18 protein-coding genes and 3 tRNA genes are annotated in these 17,693 nt (G+C 67.8%); 14 read left to right on the top strand and 7 right to left on the bottom strand.

The features are described 5' to 3' along the window. Positions 1-277 (top strand): Hsp20/alpha crystallin family protein (locus tag AB4Z46_RS34150; RefSeq protein ID WP_442287988.1); only part of this gene is annotated, 277 nt, incomplete at its 5' end. A gap of 399 nt (positions 278-676) precedes the next feature. On the opposite strand, the gene AB4Z46_RS34145 is transcribed toward AB4Z46_RS34150, so the two are convergent. The 3 genes from AB4Z46_RS34145 to hrcA all read right to left on the bottom strand — a co-directional run bounded on the left by AB4Z46_RS34145 (position 677) and on the right by hrcA (position 1,978). Beyond that, positions 677-753 (bottom strand) — tRNA-Arg (locus tag AB4Z46_RS34145). Positions 754-856: 103 nt separating this feature from the next. Continuing rightward, positions 857-933, bottom strand: a tRNA-Ile gene (locus AB4Z46_RS34140). 37 nt (positions 934-970) lie between these two features. After that, a complete protein-coding gene (hrcA, locus tag AB4Z46_RS34135; protein WP_442287987.1) occupies positions 971-1,978 on the bottom strand; it encodes a heat-inducible transcriptional repressor HrcA in 1,008 nt (335 codons plus the stop codon). A gap of 28 nt (positions 1,979-2,006) precedes the next feature. On the opposite strand from hrcA, the gene AB4Z46_RS34130 reads away from it, so the two are divergent. Genes AB4Z46_RS34130 through rapZ form a run of 3 tightly spaced genes read left to right on the top strand, consistent with a single transcriptional unit; the run spans position 2,007 to position 5,459 of the window. After that, a complete protein-coding gene (locus AB4Z46_RS34130) occupies positions 2,007-2,903 on the top strand; it encodes an NAD kinase (protein WP_442287986.1) in 897 nt (298 codons plus the stop codon). A 1-nt stretch (position 2,904) separates the two neighbouring features. Further along, complete coding sequence (gene recN / locus AB4Z46_RS34125) at positions 2,905-4,587, top strand: DNA repair protein RecN (RefSeq protein ID WP_442287985.1); 1,683 nt, start codon at positions 2,905-2,907, stop codon at positions 4,585-4,587. Then, a complete protein-coding gene (rapZ, locus tag AB4Z46_RS34120) occupies positions 4,584-5,459 on the top strand; it encodes an RNase adapter RapZ (protein ID WP_442287984.1) in 876 nt (291 codons plus the stop codon). The genes recN and rapZ overlap by 4 nt, the downstream gene beginning before the upstream one ends. On the opposite strand, the gene mutY is transcribed toward rapZ, so the two are convergent. The 3 genes from mutY to mutM form a co-directional block, all read right to left on the bottom strand. Then, complete coding sequence (mutY, locus tag AB4Z46_RS34115) at positions 5,445-6,536, bottom strand: A/G-specific adenine glycosylase (RefSeq protein WP_442287989.1); 1,092 nt, start codon at positions 6,534-6,536, stop codon at positions 5,445-5,447. The two genes, rapZ and mutY, sit on opposite strands and share 15 nt — an antisense overlap. Positions 6,537-6,707: 171 nt before the next feature. Then, positions 6,708-8,666: a dynamin family protein gene (locus tag AB4Z46_RS34110; protein WP_442287983.1), complete on the bottom strand. Its 1,959-nt coding sequence runs from the start codon at positions 8,664-8,666 to the stop codon at positions 6,708-6,710. Between the two features lie 72 nt (positions 8,667-8,738). After that, complete coding sequence (gene mutM, locus AB4Z46_RS34105) at positions 8,739-9,554, bottom strand: bifunctional DNA-formamidopyrimidine glycosylase/DNA-(apurinic or apyrimidinic site) lyase (protein WP_442287982.1); 816 nt, start codon at positions 9,552-9,554, stop codon at positions 8,739-8,741. Between the two features lie 81 nt (positions 9,555-9,635). Here mutM and AB4Z46_RS34100 point away from each other — a divergent pair, with 81 nt between their 5' ends. From AB4Z46_RS34100 to AB4Z46_RS34065, 8 genes are all read left to right on the top strand, one after another. Next, positions 9,636-11,438 (top strand): tetratricopeptide repeat protein, encoded by a 1,803-nt coding sequence (locus AB4Z46_RS34100; protein WP_442287981.1) that lies wholly within the window; start codon positions 9,636-9,638, stop codon positions 11,436-11,438. Next, positions 11,435-11,920, top strand: a complete 486-nt coding sequence (locus AB4Z46_RS34095; RefSeq protein WP_442287980.1) for a lipoprotein insertase outer membrane protein LolB — start codon at positions 11,435-11,437, stop codon at positions 11,918-11,920. Before AB4Z46_RS34100 ends, AB4Z46_RS34095 begins: the two co-directional genes overlap by 4 nt. After that, entirely contained in the window at positions 11,917-12,798 is an 882-nt protein-coding gene (ispE, locus tag AB4Z46_RS34090; RefSeq protein ID WP_442287979.1) for a 4-(cytidine 5'-diphospho)-2-C-methyl-D-erythritol kinase, read from the top strand. The genes AB4Z46_RS34095 and ispE overlap by 4 nt, the downstream gene beginning before the upstream one ends. Before the next feature lie 134 nt (positions 12,799-12,932). Continuing rightward, positions 12,933-13,009, top strand: a tRNA-Gln gene (locus tag AB4Z46_RS34085). A gap of 65 nt (positions 13,010-13,074) precedes the next feature. Further along, positions 13,075-14,049: a ribose-phosphate pyrophosphokinase gene (locus AB4Z46_RS34080; protein WP_286534710.1), complete on the top strand. Its 975-nt coding sequence runs from the start codon at positions 13,075-13,077 to the stop codon at positions 14,047-14,049. Positions 14,050-14,133: 84 nt separating this feature from the next. Then, entirely contained in the window at positions 14,134-14,787 is a 654-nt protein-coding gene (locus AB4Z46_RS34075) for a 50S ribosomal protein L25/general stress protein Ctc (RefSeq protein ID WP_442287978.1), read from the top strand. 80 nt (positions 14,788-14,867) lie between these two features. Further along, positions 14,868-15,500 carry an aminoacyl-tRNA hydrolase gene (gene pth / locus AB4Z46_RS34070; protein WP_442287977.1) on the top strand — a complete coding sequence of 211 codons (633 nt, stop codon included), beginning with the start codon at positions 14,868-14,870 and terminating at the stop codon, positions 15,498-15,500. 39 nt (positions 15,501-15,539) lie between these two features. Continuing rightward, a complete protein-coding gene (locus AB4Z46_RS34065; RefSeq protein ID WP_442287976.1) occupies positions 15,540-15,998 on the top strand; it encodes a hypothetical protein in 459 nt (152 codons plus the stop codon). Here the strand turns inward: AB4Z46_RS34065 and AB4Z46_RS34060 are convergent. Beyond that, entirely contained in the window at positions 15,995-16,294 is a 300-nt protein-coding gene (locus AB4Z46_RS34060; RefSeq protein WP_442287975.1) for a YfhL family 4Fe-4S dicluster ferredoxin, read from the bottom strand. The genes AB4Z46_RS34065 and AB4Z46_RS34060 overlap by 4 nt on opposite strands. Before the next feature lie 63 nt (positions 16,295-16,357). Here AB4Z46_RS34060 and AB4Z46_RS34055 point away from each other — a divergent pair, with 63 nt between their 5' ends. Together AB4Z46_RS34055 and AB4Z46_RS34050 are read left to right on the top strand one after the other, a co-directional pair. Next, complete coding sequence (locus AB4Z46_RS34055; RefSeq protein ID WP_442287974.1) at positions 16,358-17,308, top strand: ABC transporter permease; 951 nt, start codon at positions 16,358-16,360, stop codon at positions 17,306-17,308. Further along, positions 17,305-17,693 (top strand): ABC transporter permease (locus AB4Z46_RS34050; RefSeq protein ID WP_442287973.1); only part of this gene is annotated, 389 nt, incomplete at its 3' end. The genes AB4Z46_RS34055 and AB4Z46_RS34050, both read left to right, overlap by 4 nt.

Below are 17,693 nucleotides of genomic sequence, written 5' to 3'. Positions count from 1 at the left end.
GTATGCCGACCTGCCCGGCGTTCCGCGCGACAAACTGCACCTGAACGTCGAATCCGACTCGCTGACCATCGAAGGAGAGATCGACATGACGGTGCCCGACGGGCTGCAGTCCACCCACACCGAGGTCGGCGTCGCCCGCTTCCATCGGGTCTTCACGCTGAGCAAGGAACTCGACACCGAGAAGATCTCGGCGGAGCTGGCGCAGGGCGTGCTCAAGCTGCGGATTCCGAAGGCGGAGCACGCTCAGCCGCGACGAATCAATGTGGAAGTGAACTGAGCGCCCGGGCGCGACGCGTGGGGAGACCGGTCGATCGAGCCCGTCTGTCTCCCACTGCCCGCAGGCCCATTCATGCTGCGTTCAGCGATGCGCTCGACCATGAAGCTTCTCCTCCGACCCTCCAAGGTCTTGCCCGCTTCGGCGGGCTTTTTCTGGGCTACCTGGACGAGGCAACTCCTCATCGGCGAGCGCCTGCAGCAACTCCATGGCGGCCCCCCCTCAATCCGAGAGTATTGCCAGCCCAACTCTCCCTGGTGTCAGACGCCGCGCAGTCCGGGAGACAGCGCAAGACAGCAATCATTCGCTTCGCCACACTCGATCGCCGGAACGCGGCTGTTTGAGCCTGCAGACAAAAAAAATGGCCTAGAGGAGATAAATCCTCTAGGCCATTCGAGAGAGTGGTGCGGCTGGCAGGAATTGAACCCACGACCCCTTGGTTCGTAGCCAAGTACTCTATCCAACTGAGCTACAGCCGCACAGCTTTCGATTATAGCGCCAATTTTCGGGATCTGTCGACGCATCGGTTTTTGTTTTGCAAAAGACCGAGCGCGGGAGCAGACCTGAACTTCAATGAATGCCTGGTAGGCCGTCCTGGGCTTGAACCAGGGACCAACGGATTATGAGTCCGCTGCTCTAACCAACTGAGCTAACGGCCCACGCGCCCCGGATTCTAGTGGGCCACGGCGCCCTGCCCTACTTGCGGTGGCTCAGCGCGTTGGTGACCAGCTTCGAGGTGATGTCGACGATCTGGATCATGCGCTCGTACGGCATCCGCGTGGGACCGATGACGCCCAGCGTGCCGACCACCTGTCCGTCGACCTCGTAGTTCGCGCTGACGATCGACAGGTCGTCGAAGGGCACCACCTGGCTTTCGCCGCCGATGAAGATGCGCACGCCCTCTGCCTGGCTCGAGACATCCAGCAGGCGCATCAGCTGGGTCTTGTGTTCGAACAGCTCGAACGCGCGCCGCAGGTGGCTCATGTCGCTGGAGAAGTCGGTCACGGCCAGCAGGTTGCGCTCGCCCGCGATCACGACTTCGTCCTGGGCCTCGGTCATGACCTCGGAGCTGACCTGCACGGCGGCCTGCATCAGCGCCGCGATCTCGCCGCGCAATTGCTCGACCTCGGACTGCAGGCGGTCGCGCACCTGCTCGATCGTCAGGCCGGCGAAGTGGGCATTGATGTAGTTCGACGCCTCGACCAGCTGCGACTGCGAGTAGTCGACCTCGGGGAAGATCACCCGGTTCTGAACATCGCCGTCGGGCGCGACGATGATCACCAGCAGCCGGCGGTCGGCGAGCCGCAGGAACTCGATCTGCCGGAACACCGAGGCACGGCGCGGTGCCATCACCACGCCGACGAACTGCGACATGTTCGACAGCAGGTGGGCGGCATTGGCGATCACCTTCTGCGGCTGGTCGGCCGCCAGGCTCGGCGCGGAGGTGAACTGCTCGCGCTGCGCGGTCAGCATGGTGTCGACGAAGAGCCGATAGCCGCGCGCGGTCGGGATGCGACCCGCCGAAGTGTGGGGGCTTGCGATCAGCCCGAGCACCTCGAGGTCGGACATCACGTTGCGGATGGTCGCCGGCGACAGATCCAGCCCCGGCGCACGGGAAAGCGTGCGCGATCCCACGGGCTGCCCGTCGGCGATGTAGCGCTCGACGAGAGTCTTCAGCAGCAACTTGGCACGGTCGTCCAGCATCGAATGATTTTAATGTTGTAATTTGTGAATGAGCTCCCGCTTTCGGCATGTCGCGTTGATCGGTAAATACCAGGCCTCCGGCGCCCGGGCGCAATGCGGCGCGCAGGACAACGTCATGGAAGGCATCGGCGCCTTCCTCGAATCGCAGGGCTGCAAGGTGTTCGTCGAGAAATCGCATTCCGACGCCGTCGAAACCGGCCCCTACCCCGCGCTGACGGTGGAAGAAATCGGCCAGCAATGCGAGCTCGGGCTGGTGGTCGGCGGCGACGGCACGATGCTCGGCATCGGTCGCCAGCTCGCGCCGCACGACGTGCCGCTGATCGGCATCAATCGCGGCCGGCTCGGCTTCATCACCGACATCTCGCTCGACAACTACCAGGCGACGCTGATCCCGATGCTGGCCGGCGACTACGAGGAAGACCTGCGCACGCTGATGAAGGCGCGGGTGATGCGCGGCGACGAATCGGTGTTCGACACCCTGGCAATGAACGACGTGGTGGTCAACCGCGGCGCCACCTCGGGCATGGTCGAGCTGCGGGTCACAGTGGGCCACCATTTCGTCGCCAACCAGCGCGCCGACGGCATGATCATCGCGACCCCCACCGGCTCGACCGCCTATGCGCTGTCGGCCGGCGGGCCGCTGCTGCATCCCGCGGTGCGGGGCTGGGTGCTGGTGCCGATCGCGCCGCACACGCTGTCGAACCGGCCGCTGCTGCTGCCGGACGCGGACGAGGTCACGATCGAACTGGTCGGCGGGCGCGACGCCAGCGCCAATTTCGACATGCAATCGCTGGCCACGCTGGCCATCGGCGACAAGGTGATGGTGCGCCGCTCCGACTACCGGGTGCGCTTCCTGCACCCCAAGGGCTGGAGCTATTTCGACACCTTGCGCCGGAAACTGCACTGGAACGAAGGGGGATCTTGAGATGGCGTTGAGGCGCATTGCGCTGCGGGATTTCGTGATCGTGCGAGCGCTCGAGCTCGATCTGTCCGGCGGGTTCACGGTGCTCACCGGCGAGACCGGTGCCGGCAAGTCCATCCTGATCGACGCGCTGCAGCTGGCGCTGGGCAACCGGGCCGATGCCGGCTCGGTGCGCGAAGGCGCCGAGCGGCTGGACGTGAGCGTCGAGTTCGACACCGACCCGGGCCTGGCCGACTGGCTGGAGGAAGGCGGCTTCGAGGGCGGCGATGCCCTGTTGCTGCGCCGCACGGTCGATCTCCAGGGCCGCAGCCGCGGCTGGATCAACGGCAGTGCGGCCACCGCCACCCAGCTGCGCGAGCTCGGCGACCGATTGCTCGACATCCACGGCCAGCACGCCTGGCAAAGCCTGACGCGGCCGGACGCCGTGCGCGGCCTGCTCGACGCCTACGCCGGCGTCGACACCGGCGCACTCGAGACCGCCTGGCAAGGCTGGCGGCAAGCAATCGCCGCGCTCGAGAACGCACGCTCGGCGCAAGACTCCCTGCTGCGCGAACGGGAGCGCCTCCAATGGCAGGTGGCCGAGGTCGCGAAGCTGGCGCCGGGCGAGGACGAGTGGGAAGAACTCACGGCCAGCCACAGCCGCATCTCCAACGCCCAGGCACTGATCGATGCCGCCGAAGGCGCCAGCAGCGCGCTCGAGGACGACGACAGCGGCGCCCTGGCCGCGCTCGCCCGCGCGCTCACGCTGCTGCAGAACTGCGAGCACATCGAGCCGGAATTCAAGGCGCTGGGCGAGGTGCTCGCTTCCAGCGTGGCCCAGGCCTCGGATGCCGCGCATTCGCTGCACAGCTACCTGCGCCAGGCCGACACCGACCCCGAACGGCTGGCCGAGCTGGACGAACGCATGGGCCTCTGGATGTCCCTGGCCCGCCGCTACCGGCGCACACCGGCCGAGCTGCCCGCGCTGTTCGCCGGCTGGCAGGCCGAGCTGAAGGCGCTCGACGCCCAGAGCGACCTCGAGGGGCTCGAACGCGCCGAGCAATCGGCGCAACAGGTCTACCTGAAAGAGGCCAAGGCGCTGGCCAAGGCCCGCAAGCAGGCCGCGCCCAAGCTCGCGCAGGCGGTCACGCAGGCCATGCAGGAACTCGGCATGAAGGGCGGCCGCTTCGAGGTCGCGCTGCAGCCCTTCGCGCAACCGAGCCGTTCCGGCCTCGAAGACATCGCCTTCCTGGTCAGCGGACATGCGGGCAGCACGCCGCGCTCGATCGGCAAGGTGGCTTCCGGCGGCGAACTCTCGCGCATCGCCTTGGCCATCGCGGTCACGACCAGCGAGCTCGGCGCCGCCCAGACCCTGATCTTCGACGAGGTCGATGCCGGCGTCGGCGGCGCCGTGGCCGAAACCGTCGGCCGGCTCATGAAACAGCTCGGCCGCGACCGCCAGGTGCTGGCCGTGACCCACCTGCCGCAGGTGGCGGCCTGCGCCGACCACCACCTCGTGGTCGCCAAGCGGCAGACCGCCGCCAAGGGCCAGGATGCCGCGCGCACCGAGAGCAGCGTGGCGGCGATCGACGACGAAGGCCGGGCCCAGGAAATCGCCCGCATGCTGGGCGGCGAACGCGTATCCCGCACTTCGCTGGCGCATGCGCGCGAGATGCTGGGGCAGAAGACGACGGTGGCGGCGCCATGAGCCTCGAGCTCGTACTGATCACCGGCATGTCGGGCTCCGGGAAGTCCGTCGCCCTGCATGCGCTCGAAGATGCCGGCTACTACTGTGTCGACAACCTGCCTCCCGAACTGCTCTCGCCTTTCATCGCGCTGCAGCAGCAACAGCAGGCGGCCAAGGTCGCGATCGCGATGGACGTGCGAAGCGGCGTCTCGCTGCCGCTGGTGCCGCACCAGCTCGAAGGCCTGCGGCAGCAGGGCGTGTCGTTGCGCTCGCTGTTCCTCGACGCCACCACCGATGCGCTGGTGCGCCGCTATTCCGAAACCCGGCGCCGGCACCCGCTGTCGCGCCAGGAAGGCCGCACCGATGCGCCGGAGCAGCAGCGCGTCCTGATCCAGGCGATCGAGCTCGAGCGCGAACTGCTGGCGGACCTGCGCGATGGCGCCGACGTGGTCGACACCAGCATCATCCGCCCGGCCCAGCTGCAGAGCTACGTCAAGGCGCTGATCTCGGCACCCGAAAGCGCGCTCACGCTGGTGTTCGAGTCCTTCGCGTTCAAGCGCGGCGTGCCGCTCGACGCCGACTTCGTGTTCGACGTCCGCATGCTGCCCAATCCGCACTACGTGCCGGCGCTGCGGGCGCTGACCGGACGCGATGCGCCCGTGATCGAGTGGCTGCGCGACGACCAGGACGTGGCCCGGATGTACGGCGACATCGAGCAGTTCCTGGGCCGCTGGCTCGACGCCCTGGCGCGCGACCATCGCAGCTACGTCACGGTGGCCATCGGATGCACCGGCGGCCAGCACCGCTCGGTGTTTCTGGTGGAGCAGCTGGCGCGCGGCTTCGGCGCCCGCTGGGCCGCGCTCAAGCGCCACCGCGAGCTAGACGGAGCCTGATCCGCCGGCGCCCAGCAGCTTGCGCACCGGTGCGGGCAGCCCGAGCGCGGCCCACTCGTCGGTGGCGAACCATGCGCCCTCTTCGGCCATCGGCTTTGTGCCTCGGCTGTCGACGTCGACCGGATGCAGATGCAGGTCCTTGTGCGTCAGCACATGCAGGAAGACGGCGTCATCGCGGGCGTTGGCGCGGTCCTTGGCGCTCAGCATTTCCAGCAGCGCGTCACGGCTCTCGAAGACCGGCAGGCAGTAGAGCCCGGCCCAGATGCCGCGCGACGGCCGCTTCTCCAGCCACACGCGCCCTTGCGCGTCCCGGGCCAGCAACATCCACAGGGACTGGGAAGTGCGCCGCAGCTTGCGCGTCTTGACCGGATAGCTTTCGGGTGCGCCCTGTTCGCGTGCCGCGCACAGGTCGCTGACCGGGCAGATCATGCAACTGGGCTTGCGCGGCAGGCAGACCGTGGCGCCCAGATCCATCAGGCCCTGGGTGTAGCGGGCGATGGCGGGTCGATCCTTCGCCGGCGGCAGCAGTTCGGTGGCCTCGTTCCACAGCAGGCGTTCCTGGGCCGCGGAAGACATGTCGCCGTCGAAGGCCAGCAATCGCGTGAGCACCCGCTTCACGTTGCCGTCGAGGATCGCGACCCGCTCGCCGAAGCAGAAAGCCGCGACCGCCGAAGCGGTCGAGCGGCCGATGCCGGGCAAGGTTTGGAGCTCGGCCGCAGTGCGCGGGAATTCGCCGCCGAAGCGCGAGACCACTTCCTGCGCGCAACGATGCATGTTGCGCGCACGGCTGTAGTAGCCCAGACCGCTCCAGAGTCCAAACACCTCGTCCTCGGTGCCTGCCGCAAGCGCCGCCACCGACGGGAAGCGCGCCAGGAAGCGCGCGAAGTAGCCCAGCACGGTCGAGACCTGCGTCTGCTGCAGCATCACTTCGGACAGCCAGACGCGGTAGGGATCCTGGGTGTTCTGCCAAGGCAGCTCGCTGCGCCCGTGGCTGCGCTGCCAAGCGACGACGCGCTCCGCGAAAACCGGCACCCGCGTGTGACCCACGCCGCATGAAACCGGCGCTGTCAAGGCCAGAAACACCGCGGAACCGGCTTCGCCGGGCCGCTGGTGTTGCCCCCGGCGAGGGGGCTGAGGGCCGCGGCTCCGGGCCTGCCTGCGCAGGCCTGGACGGCCCGAAGAGCCGCTGCCTCTGGCAGCGACTCGAGGCGGGCTACACGAAGTGAGCCAACCTGGGGGAGAGCCATATCAAGCCGCACTGAGTTCGCGCGCCGCCGGGGCGTTCGGCGCTTCGTTGCTGGCGAGCAGGGTGGTGAGTTCGAGCAGGCGCCGGTGCAGTTCCCCGAGACTGCCTTCCTGCGCCGCCAGTTCCGCCAGGCGCTCGTCGAGATTGCCCGCCGCGCCCTGGATGCGTTCGACCGCCTCGATCCGCTTGGTGAAATTGCGGCGCCGTTCCTTGAGCTGCGCGTCGAGTTGGGCGCCCGCCCCCTTGCTCCAACGCTCCACCTCGGTCATGGCGGCCTCGTTGACCACGCGCAACCGGCTCGCCAGCGCGCGCACCAGCTTGTCGCAGAAATCCGGCTGGGCCAGCTTGAGCAGGTTGCCCACGCTCAGGTAGTGGAGGTGGCTGCGTTCGATCTGGCTCAGTTGCAGCTCGAAGTCCGACAGGTCGGGCTCGGGCGGCGCCTGCAGCGTGAAGCCGTGCTCGGCGTTGAGCTGGCGGAAGGTCGCATGCAGCATCGACTGGATCTCGGCGCTGGTCGCCTGCACCTCGCGCAGATTGTTGCGCAGCGAGTCGAAGGTCTCGCCGTAGACCTTGCGCACGCTGAACTTGAGGCCGCGCCGCTTGAGGGCCGCGGCGAGCCGGGCCATGTCGGCCTTGAGCGCGGTGCTGCCGAGCACCGCATAGACCTCGCGCAGCAGCTTGCCCTGCACCGAGCGCAGCGCCAGGATGCGGGCGTTGCTGCCCTCGAACTCGGTCTGTTCCTGCTCGATGCGCGAACGCATGTGGCGAATCACCGATCCGTTCTTGCCGCGCAGGCCCTGCAGTTCGAGCGCCTGCTCGGACAGGTCGCGCTGGCGCACGTTGAGGATGCGCGCCGCCTCGGCCCTGAGCGCGACGATGCCGGCGTCGACGGCCAGGCGCAGCATGAGCTCGCGCTTGCCGAGCAGGCCCTCGCCGAGCACGGCCTCCAGCGCCGGCAGCCGGCTGGCCTGCAACAGCGGCGCGTCGCGGCGGATCTTGGCCTGCAGCCCCTTTTGCGCCGACACCGGCAGCACCTGCGGCAGCGGCACGCCGAGCAGTTCGGCTGCGCCCTTGCGCTGGCGCTGGATCTGGGCATCGACCTGGGCCGGCGTGCTCAGGATGTCCCACATGGTGTCGATCTTGTTGAGCACCACGATCCGGGTGTCGGTGAGATCGCCTTCGGTGACCAGGTGCTCGCGCCAGATGGAGAGGTCGGACCGCGTCACGCCGGTGTCCGCGCCAAGGATGAAGACCACCGCGTGGGCCTGCGGGATCAGGCTCACGGTGAGCTCCGGCTCGGCGCCGATGGCGTTGAGGCCGGGTGTGTCGAGGATCACCAGACCCTGCTCCAGCAACGGGTGCGGCATGTTCAGCACCGCATGGCGCCAGCGCGGGATCTCGACCCGTCCGTCCGAATCGGGCACCGGGTTGTCGTCGGGCACGTCGTCGCTCCAGAAGCCCAGCGCCCGGGCTTCGGCCAGCGGCACCCAGCGGACTTCCGCGACCTTGCTCATCGCCTCCGACAGGTGCTCGGCGTTCTCGACATCGATCGCGATCTCGGTCCAGCGTTCGGGCTCGTCGCGCCAGTGCGCGAGCGAGTGAGCTTCGAGCCGGGTTTCGATCGGCAGCAGCCGCAGGCTCGGCGGCAACGCGGCGTCATAGCCCAGCTCGGTCGGGCACATGGTCGTGCGGCCCGCGCTGGCCGGCATGATCCGCCGGCCGTAGCCGGCAAAGAAGATCGCGTTGATCAGCTCGGACTTGCCGCGCGAGAACTCGGCCACGAACGCCACCATGACCTTGCTGGTGCGCAGCTGGGACTCCAGGTCCCGCAGCCGCTCGGCCACGCTCTGGTTCAGTAATTCGTTCTCATTCAGCCAGCGGGACAACCACTTGAGCCGGTGCGCAAAATTGCGCCGCCAAGCGCCGTGCTTGTCGAATTGCTGATTGAAGGAATCGGTCAAGGCAGGATTTGTAAAGGCGACTTACAAAATATAGCATCGGCACGCGCAACGGAAGTCATTCGCCCGCGCGATTCAGTGCTTTTGGCACACAGGACAGAAATAGGTGGCGCGCTGGCCCTGCCGGATCGCCCGCACCGGTGTCGCGCAGACCCGGCACGGCTCGCCCTTGCGGCCGTAAACGGTGGCTTCGAGCTGGAAGTAGCCGCTCTGGCCGTCCACGTTCGAGAAGTCGCGCAAGGTGCTGCCGCCGCGCTCGACCGCGCGCGCCAGGATGTCGCGCACCGCGGCATGCAGGCGCAGCGCGCGCGGCCGGCTGATCCGCGCCGCCGCCAGCGTCGGCCGGATGCCGGCCAGAAAGAGCGCCTCGGAAGCGTAGATGTTGCCCACGCCCACCACCACGTCGCCGGCCAGCAGCACCTGCTTGATCGGCGCACGGCGCCGGCGCAGGCCGGCGTGGAAGGCCTCGAAATCGAAGCCGTCGCCGAGCGGCTCCATGCCCAGCCCGCCAAGCAGCTTGCGTGCGAGCGGCGAACCCTCGTCCTCCACGAAGACCACGGCGCCGAATCGGCGCGGATCGTTGAGCCGCAGCGTGCCACGGCTGGTGACCAGGTCGAAATGGTCGTGCGCGCCCGGCGCAGGCAGCACGTCGTCGAAGCGCAGGCTGCCGGACATGCCCAGATGCAGGAGCAGGAGGCCGGCATCGAGGTCGACCAGCAGGTATTTGCCGCGCCGGCGCACCGCGCGCACGGTGCGCCCGACGAGTGCGCCGGGCTCGACCGCCAGCGCCCAGCGCAGGGGCTTTCCGAGGCGCACCGCATCGATGCGGGCGTCCGCAATGCGATCGGCGATTCCGCGGCGGGTGACTTCGACTTCGGGGAGTTCAGGCATGGGAGAAGACTGACATGAAAACACGCCGGCGTTGAAGCCCCACGCGACATGGCGCAAAAGCCTTGGATTATTATGGCTTCGATGACCTTCCTGCTTCGCCGATCCCGCCTTGCGGCGGCCGCTTTCCTGGCCCTGATCGCGCTCGCAGCGCAGGGCCAGACCGAAGCGCCAGCCGCAGCGCCCACCAGCCCCGCCCCTCTCGTCGACCCTGCAGGACAACCCCCGGCGGCCAAGGCGCCATCGCCGGCCCAGCCTTCGGCCATGTCCGCCGAGCTGTTCTACGAAGTGCTGCTGGGCGAACTCAACGCACGCTCCGACCCCGGCACCGCCTACGGGCTGGTGCTCGACGCGGCGCGGCGCGCGCGTGACGGCAAGCTGTTCCAGCGCGCGGTCGAGATCGCGCTGCAGGCGCGCTCGGGCGATTCCGCCCTGGCGGCCGCCCGAGCCTGGAAGGAAACGCTGCCCGACTCGAGGGAGGCTCGCCGCTTCGAGCTCCAGATCCTGATCGCGCTGAACCGCATCGCCGATACGGTCGAGCCGCTGCGCGCGGAGATCGCCGCCACCCCGCAGGTCGAGCGGCCGTTCCTGATGGCCGTCATCGCGCGCAACTATTCGAGGGCCACGGACAAGAAACTTGCGGCCTCGGTGGTCGAACAGGCGCTGGCCGACGAACTCGCGAGCCCGGCGACCGGCGGCGCCGCCTGGGCCACGGTCGGCCGCCTGCGTCTTGCCGCAGGCGACACACCCGGCGCGCTCGAAGCCGCCATCAAGGGCCAGCAGCTGGACCCCTCCGCGGAAGGGCCCGCCCTGGTGGCGCTGGACCTGATCGACCCCAGCCAGCCGCTGGCCGAACCGATCGTCAAGCGCTACCTCGCCGGGCCGAAGGCGCAGCCCGAAATGCGCGTCGCCTACGCCCGCGTGCTGGTCGAAGGCCGTCGTTACGCGGAAGCCTCGGCCGAACTCTCGACCCTCACGGCGGCCCGACCCGAATTGCCCGAGCCCTGGTTGCTGCTCGGCAGCCTCCAGACCCAGGCGCGCCAGGACAAGGCGGCCGAGGCCTCGCTCAAGCGCTTCATCTCGCTCGCGCCCACGCTGCGCGACCCCGAAGGCCGCGAGCGCGGACTGACCCAGGCCTACCTGCTGATGGCGCAGCTGTCGGAGCGGCGCAAGGACTTCGCCGGCGCCGAAGCCTGGCTGGCCCGCATCGACAGCACCGACGACCTGATCGGCGCACAGGCGCGGCGTGCCGCGCTGCTCGCGCGCCAGGGCAAGCTTCCCGAAGCGCGCGAACTGGTGCGCAGCCTGCCCGAACGCACCGCGGACGAGAAGAAGCAGAAGTTCCTGACCGAAGTGCAGCTGCTGCGCGATGCCAAGCAGCACCAGGCCGCGTTCGACATGCTGGCCCAGGCCAGCGCGGCGGCGCCCACCGACACCGACCTGATCTACGACCAGGCCATGGTGGCCGAGAAGCTGAATCGGCTCGACGAGATGGAGCGCCTGCTGCGCCGCGTGATCGATCTCAAGCCGGACAACCAGAACGCCTACAACGCGCTCGGCTATTCGCTGGCCGATCGCAAGGTGCGGCTGGAAGAGGCCCGCACGCTGATCCAGAAAGCCGTGCAGCTGGCACCCGACGATCCGTTCATCGCCGACAGCCTGGGCTGGGTCGAGTACCGGCTGGGCAACACGGCCGAGGCGCTGCGCGTCCTCGAGGACGCGTACAAGCGCCGGCCCGATCCGGAAATCGGCGCCCACCTGGGCGAGGTGCTGTGGGCCGCCGGCCAGCGCGACCGCGCGGTGGCCATCTGGAAGGAAGCGTCGCTCGCGGATGCGGACAACGAGACGCTGCAGGAAACGCTCAAGCGCCTGCACGTGAAGCTTTGAATCGGCGCGGGGTGCTGCTGGCCGGCTGGGCCGGCCTGCTGCTGGCCAGCTGCGCGAGCCCCGGAGGCCCGCCCGCCGGCGGCCACGCGGCCTGGAGCGGTCGCCTGTCGCTGCGCGTCGAAGGCGACCCCAACCAGAGCTTCTCGGCCCTGTTCGAGTTGCGCGGCGCGCCGCAAGCCGGCGAACTCATCCTCACGAGCCCGATCGGCAGCACCCTGGCCCAGCTCCACTGGGCGCCCGGCGAGGCGCTGCTCAGGAACGGCAGCGAGACGCGCCGCTATGACTCGGTCGATGCGCTGATCGAGGCCGCGACCGGTGCGGCGATCCCGGTCGGCGCCCTCTTCGCCTGGCTGGCCGGCCGCGACGAGCGGGTGCCAGGATGGCGGCCCGACCTGTCACAGGTCTCCGCCGGACGCTTGCAGGCCACGCGCGAGTCGCCGCAGCCCCGTGCCGACCTGCGCATCGTGTTCGAGCGCGCATGAAGGCGATCTACGACCTCCCGGCGCCGGCCAAGCTCAACCTCTTCCTGCACATCACGGGCAGGCGTGCCGACGGCTACCACCTGCTGCAGTCCGTCTTCATGCTGATCGACTGGTGCGACACGCTGCATGTCGAAAGGCGCGACGACGGCGCGATCACGCGCGAAGACCTCACCACGGCGCTGCCGGCCGACGACCTGATCGTGCGCGCCGCCAGGGCCCTGCAATCCGCTGCGCAAACGCCGCTCGGTGCCCATATCGGCGTCGCCAAGCAGGTGCCGGCGCAGGCGGGGATGGGCGGCGGTTCTTCCGACGCCGCCACCTGCCTGCTGGCCCTGAATCGCCTCTGGGGCCTGAAGCTGCCGCTGTCGACACTGGAACAGATCGGTCTCGGCCTGGGCGCCGACGTGCCCTTCTTCCTGCGCGGACAGAATGCCTGGGTCGAGGGAATAGGCGAAAAAATCACCCCTGTCACCCTGCCGCCAGGGCGCTTCGCGGTCGTCAAACCGCCCGAAGGACTCGATACCCGACAAATTTTTGCAGCACCTGACCTGCAACGCGCCACACCGACTGCTATAATCTCGGGCTTTGCTGCACACAGCGAATCGCACCAAGGCCAGGTTGATAAACTCGGCGAACCGGGTTTCCTGGAATTTGGTCGAAACGACTTGCAGCCGGTTGCCCAGCGGCTTTGTCCCGCGGTCACCGAAGCCATCGAATGGCTCGGTCGCCAAGGACTCAAGGCCCGGATGACCGGTTCGGGAAGTTCGGTGTTTGCGACAATGCCGCATGATGCGGAACTCGCCGAGGCGCCCCAGGGCTGGCAGGTTCGAAAGTGCAGCAATTTGGCCGTTCATCCCCTCGTGGGCTGGGCAGCCTGAAGTTAAGATCGGATCGCTCGCGCGGTCTGATGAGATGGATCAATCCGCGTGAGCGGATTGACGAGGTAGATCAATCCGCTCACGCGGATTGATGCGACATATATCGGTTGATGGCATTGGCCATTGACCCGTGTAGGGGAGTCGCCAAGCTGGTTAAGGCACTGGATTTTGATTCCAGCATGCAAAGGTTCGAATCCTTTCTCCCCTGCCAAATTCATTCACGAGAATTTTGGCGGCTCTCCCGAAAGAGCCAATTCGCATTGCCGGGACGCACTCATGCAGGCTCAACACCCTGACTTCATGGTTTTCACCGGCAACGCCAATCCGGGCCTTGCCGCCGAGATCTCGCACAACCTGGGCACCTCGCTGGGGGCCGCCCGGGTCGGCCGCTTCTCCGACGGGGAAGTCACGGTCGAGATCAACCAGAACGTGCGTGCCCGCGACGTCTTCGTGGTGCAGTCGACCTGTGCGCCGACCAACGAGAACCTGATGGAACTGCTCATCATGGTCGACGCGCTCAAGCGCGCATCGGCCGAGCGCATCAGTGCCGTGATCCCGTACTTCGGCTATGCGCGCCAGGACCGCCGTCCGCGTTCGAGCCGGGTGCCGATCTCGGCCAAGGTGGTGGCCAACCTGCTCGAGACCGTGGGCGTGGCCCGCGTGCTGACCATGGACCTGCACGCCGACCAGATCCAGGGCTTCTTCGACATCCCGGTCGACAACATCTATGCCTCGCCGGTGCTCCTGGGCGACCTGCGGCAGAAGAACTACGAAGACCTGATCGTGGTCTCGCCCGACGTCGGCGGGGTGGTTCGCGCCCGGGCGCTGGCCAAGCAGCTGAATTGCGACCTCGCGATCATCGACAAGCGCCGTCCGCGCGCCAACGTGAGCGAAGTCATGCACGTGATCGGCGAGATCGACGGCCGCAACTGCGTGATCATGGACGACATGATCGACACCGCCGGCACGCTGGTGAAGGCGGCCGAAGTGCTGAAGGAACGCGGCGCAAAGAAGGTCTACGCGTATTGCACGCACCCGATCTTCTCGGGCCCCGCCATCGAGCGCATCGCCCAGGGGTCGGCGCTCGACGAGGTGGTCGTGACCAACACGATCCCGCTGTCCGACGCTGCGTTGGGCTGCACCAAGATCCGCCAACTCTCCGTGGCGCCGCTGATCGCCGAGACGATCCAGCGCATCGCCAAGGGCGAGTCGGTGATGAGTTTGTTCTCGGACCAGGAAAATCTGTTCTGAGAAAAAAGCCGGGCTTCCCGCAGCGGAAGCCCATTTTGAAACCGGAGTCGCACTGGTCGCGGTCGACTTCCACAGGAGCTAACCATGAAATTCGTCGCTTTTGAGCGCGCAAAGCAGGGCACGGGTGCGAGCCGCCGTCTCCGCATCACGGGCAAGACGCCCGGTATCGTCTACGGCGGCGAAAGCCAGCCCCAGCTGATCGAAATCGATCACAACGCGCTGTGGCACGCCCTCAAGAAGGAAGCCTTCCACTCGTCGATCCTCGAGATGGAACTCGCCGGTGCCACCACCAAGGTGCTGCTGCGCGACGTGCAATACCACCCGTTCCGCCAGCTCGTGCAGCACGTCGACTTCCAGCGCGTCGACGCCCGCACCCGCATGACGGTCAAGGTGCCGCTGCACTACAAGGGTGAAGAAGAGTCGGTGGCCGTCAAGACCGACCACAACCTCGTGAACCACGTGATGACCGAACTCGAAGTCAGCTGCCTGCCGGCCGACCTGCCCGAGTTCATCGAAGTCGACCTGTCGGGCCTGACCAAGAACGCCACCGTGCACGTCAACGACATCAAGCTGCCCAAGGGCGTGAAGTTCGTGAGCCACGGCAAGGTCAACCCGGTGGTGGTTTCCGCCGTGCCGCCGCTGGTCGCTGAAGAGCCCGCAGCCGGCACCGAAGGCGCCGAGGGCGCTGCCGCACCCGCCGCCAAGGCCGACGCCAAGGCGCCCGCGAAGAAGAAGTAATTCTTCCCGCGATCGCGCTTCGACGGCCCGCCCAGTGCGGGCCGTTTGCGTTTCCCGGGCGCAAGTCACAATCCCTTTTTATGATCAAGCTGTTTGTCGGCCTCGGTAACCCTGGCCCTGAATACGAAGCCACGCGCCACAACGCCGGCTTCTGGTGGATCGACGCACTCGCCCGCGACCTCAAGCTCACGCTCTCTCCCGAGCGCAGCTACCACGGGCTGGTGGCGCGCACGCAGGTCGGCGGCAAGCCGCTCTGGCTGCTCGAGCCGCAGACCTTCATGAATCTCTCGGGCAAGTCGACGGCCGCGCTGGCGCGCTTCTTCAAGATCGAGCCGAACGAGATCCTGGTCGCACACGACGAGCTCGATGTGGTCCCGGGGCAGGCCAAGCTCAAGTTCGGCGGCAGCCACGCCGGCCACAACGGCCTGCGCGACATCCACGCCCAGCTCGGCACCGGCGACTACTGGCGGCTGCGGCTCGGCATCGGCCACCCGGGCGTGAAGTCCGAGGTCGTGAACTGGGTGCTGAAGAAGCCGCTGAAGGAACAACGCGAGGCGATCGAGGACGCGATCGTGCGCACGCTGCACGCCTTCCCGGCGCTGGTGGCCGGCGAAATGGACAAGGCGACCCTGCTCATTCACACGAGCAAGCCGCCGCGCCCCAAACCACCGCGGCGCGAGCCCGGCGACGGGGGTACACCCGCCGCGGGCTAGCGGAAGCGAGAGAGAAGAAGGAAAAGGGAGACAACAAGAATGAGACTGTCACACACACGAATCGCAGCCCAGGGCAGCCTGCTGCTGGCGGGCGCCTGCATTCATTGGGCCGCGCAGGCGCAAGGCGCAAGCGGCATCTGGCGCTGCGGAAACACCTACACGGACCAGCCTTGCAAGGCCGGCCAGGTCGTGGAACTCGACGACGCACGCAGCGCGGAGCAAAAACGCGCTGCCGACCAGGCGACGCGCGATGTTCGCGCCGAGGCGGTGCGCATGGAAGGCGACCGGCGGCGCCTCGAAGCCACGCAAGGGCCCGGGCAGGCCGCCCTGATAGACAACGCGCCGCGCGCGCGGGACGCCGCGCCGAATCCCAGGGACAGCGCGCTGAAGAAAGGCAAGGCAAGGAAGGATCCGCAGTACGTGGGCGCGCAGCAGCCGCCGCTGGCGAGCAAGAAGAAGCGCCCCAAGCCAGGCGCCGCGAACGACCCGAACAGCTAGGGTGCCGAGGCGGCCGCCGGACCCGCCTGCGCCGCCGCCTTGGCAGCCTTCTCCGCCGCGAGACGCTCGAACTTCTGCCACAGGGTCTCGCGCGTCTCGACGTACTCCGGATGCGTCGGGATGCAGGCGACCGGGCACACCTGCACGCACTGCGGTTCGTCGAAGTGGCCCACGCACTCGGTGCACTTGTGCGGGTCGATCTCGTAGATCTCCACGCCCATGTAGATCGCGTCGTTGGGGCACTCCGGCTCGCAGACATCGCAATTGATGCATTCGTCGGTGATCATCAGGGCCATGCAACGATTATCGATCAACTCGGGCATGGACGTTGCGTGTCGGGTTATGCTGCGGCCCGCCCTATGAGTCTGTTTCTTTTCAAGCGTTTCCTGACCTTGATCGCCACCCTGGTCGGCGCTTCGATCATCGTCTTTCTGGTCCTCGAGATCCTGCCCGGCAACGCCGCGCAGATGCTCATGGGCCCGGACGCTTCCCCCGACGCGGTGGCCGCACTGGCCACCAAGCTGGGCCTGGACCAGCCGGCCTGGACGCGCTACTGGCACTGGATCGGCGGCCTGCTGACCGGCAACCTCGGCGACAGCTATGCCTACAGTTCGCCGGTACTCGACCTGATCCTCGAGCGCCTGGCGCTGACCGTGCCGCTGGCCCTGCTCGCGATGGCCTTCACCACCGTGCTGGCGCTGGTGGTCGGCGTGACCGCGGCCGCCCGCCACAACAAGCTCGGCGACGTCGGGCTCATGAGCCTGACGCAGGTCGGCATCGCGATTCCCAACTTCTGGTTCGCGATCCTGCTGATCCTGGTGTTCTCGGTCCAGCTGCAGTGGTTCTCGGCCGGCGGCTTCGAGGGCTGGGGCGAAGGCATCCTGCCCGGGCTCAAGGCGCTGCTGCTGCCGGCGCTGTCGCTGGCGGTGGTGCAGGCCGCGATCCTGGCGCGCATCACGCGCTCGGCGGTGCTCGAGGTGATGCGCGAGGACTTCGTGCGCACCGCGCGCGCCAAGGGCGTGTCGCAGCGCGCCGTGCTCTGGCGCCATGTGCTGCGCAATGCGCTGATCCCGGTGATCACGGTGATGGGCATGCAGTTCTCCGAACTGCTCGCCGGCACCATCGTGGTCGAGAACGTGTTCTACCTGCCGGGCCTCGGCCGGCTGATCTTCCAGGCCATCAGCAACCGCGACCTGATCGTGGTGCGCAACTGCGTGATGCTGCTGGCCGCGATGGTCGTCATCGTCAATTTCGTAGTCGATGTGCTGTACGCCGTGATCGACCCGCGTATCAAGGCGAGCGACATATGAGTGTCCTTCCCACTCCGGTGCCCAGCGCGGCCGCCTTCAAGGTGCCAGGCTTCTGGCGCCGCGCGCTGCGCCACCGCAGCTTCACGATCGGCGCCGTCCTGAGCCTGCTGCTGCTCCTGGCCGCGGCCGTCTCTCTGGTCTGGACGCCCTGGTCGCCCTACGAGATGGACATGGCCAACAAGATGCAGGCGCCCTCGGCCCGGCACTGGCTGGGCACCGACGCCTTCGGGCGCGACGTCGCCTCGCTGCTGCTGGTCGGTGCGCGGGCGTCGATCCTGGTCGGCGTGATCGCCGTGGGCATCGGGCTGGTGGTCGGCACCGCGCTGGGCCTGCTCGCGGCGGCGCGGCGCGGCTGGGTCGAGGAAGCCATCATGCGCTTCGCCGA

Origin of the sequence: Variovorax sp. M-6, from assembly GCF_052114385.1 — a bacterium.
GTDB lineage: Bacteria > Pseudomonadota > Gammaproteobacteria > Burkholderiales > Burkholderiaceae_C > Variovorax.
This window is presented reverse-complemented; position numbering and strand designations above follow the sequence as displayed.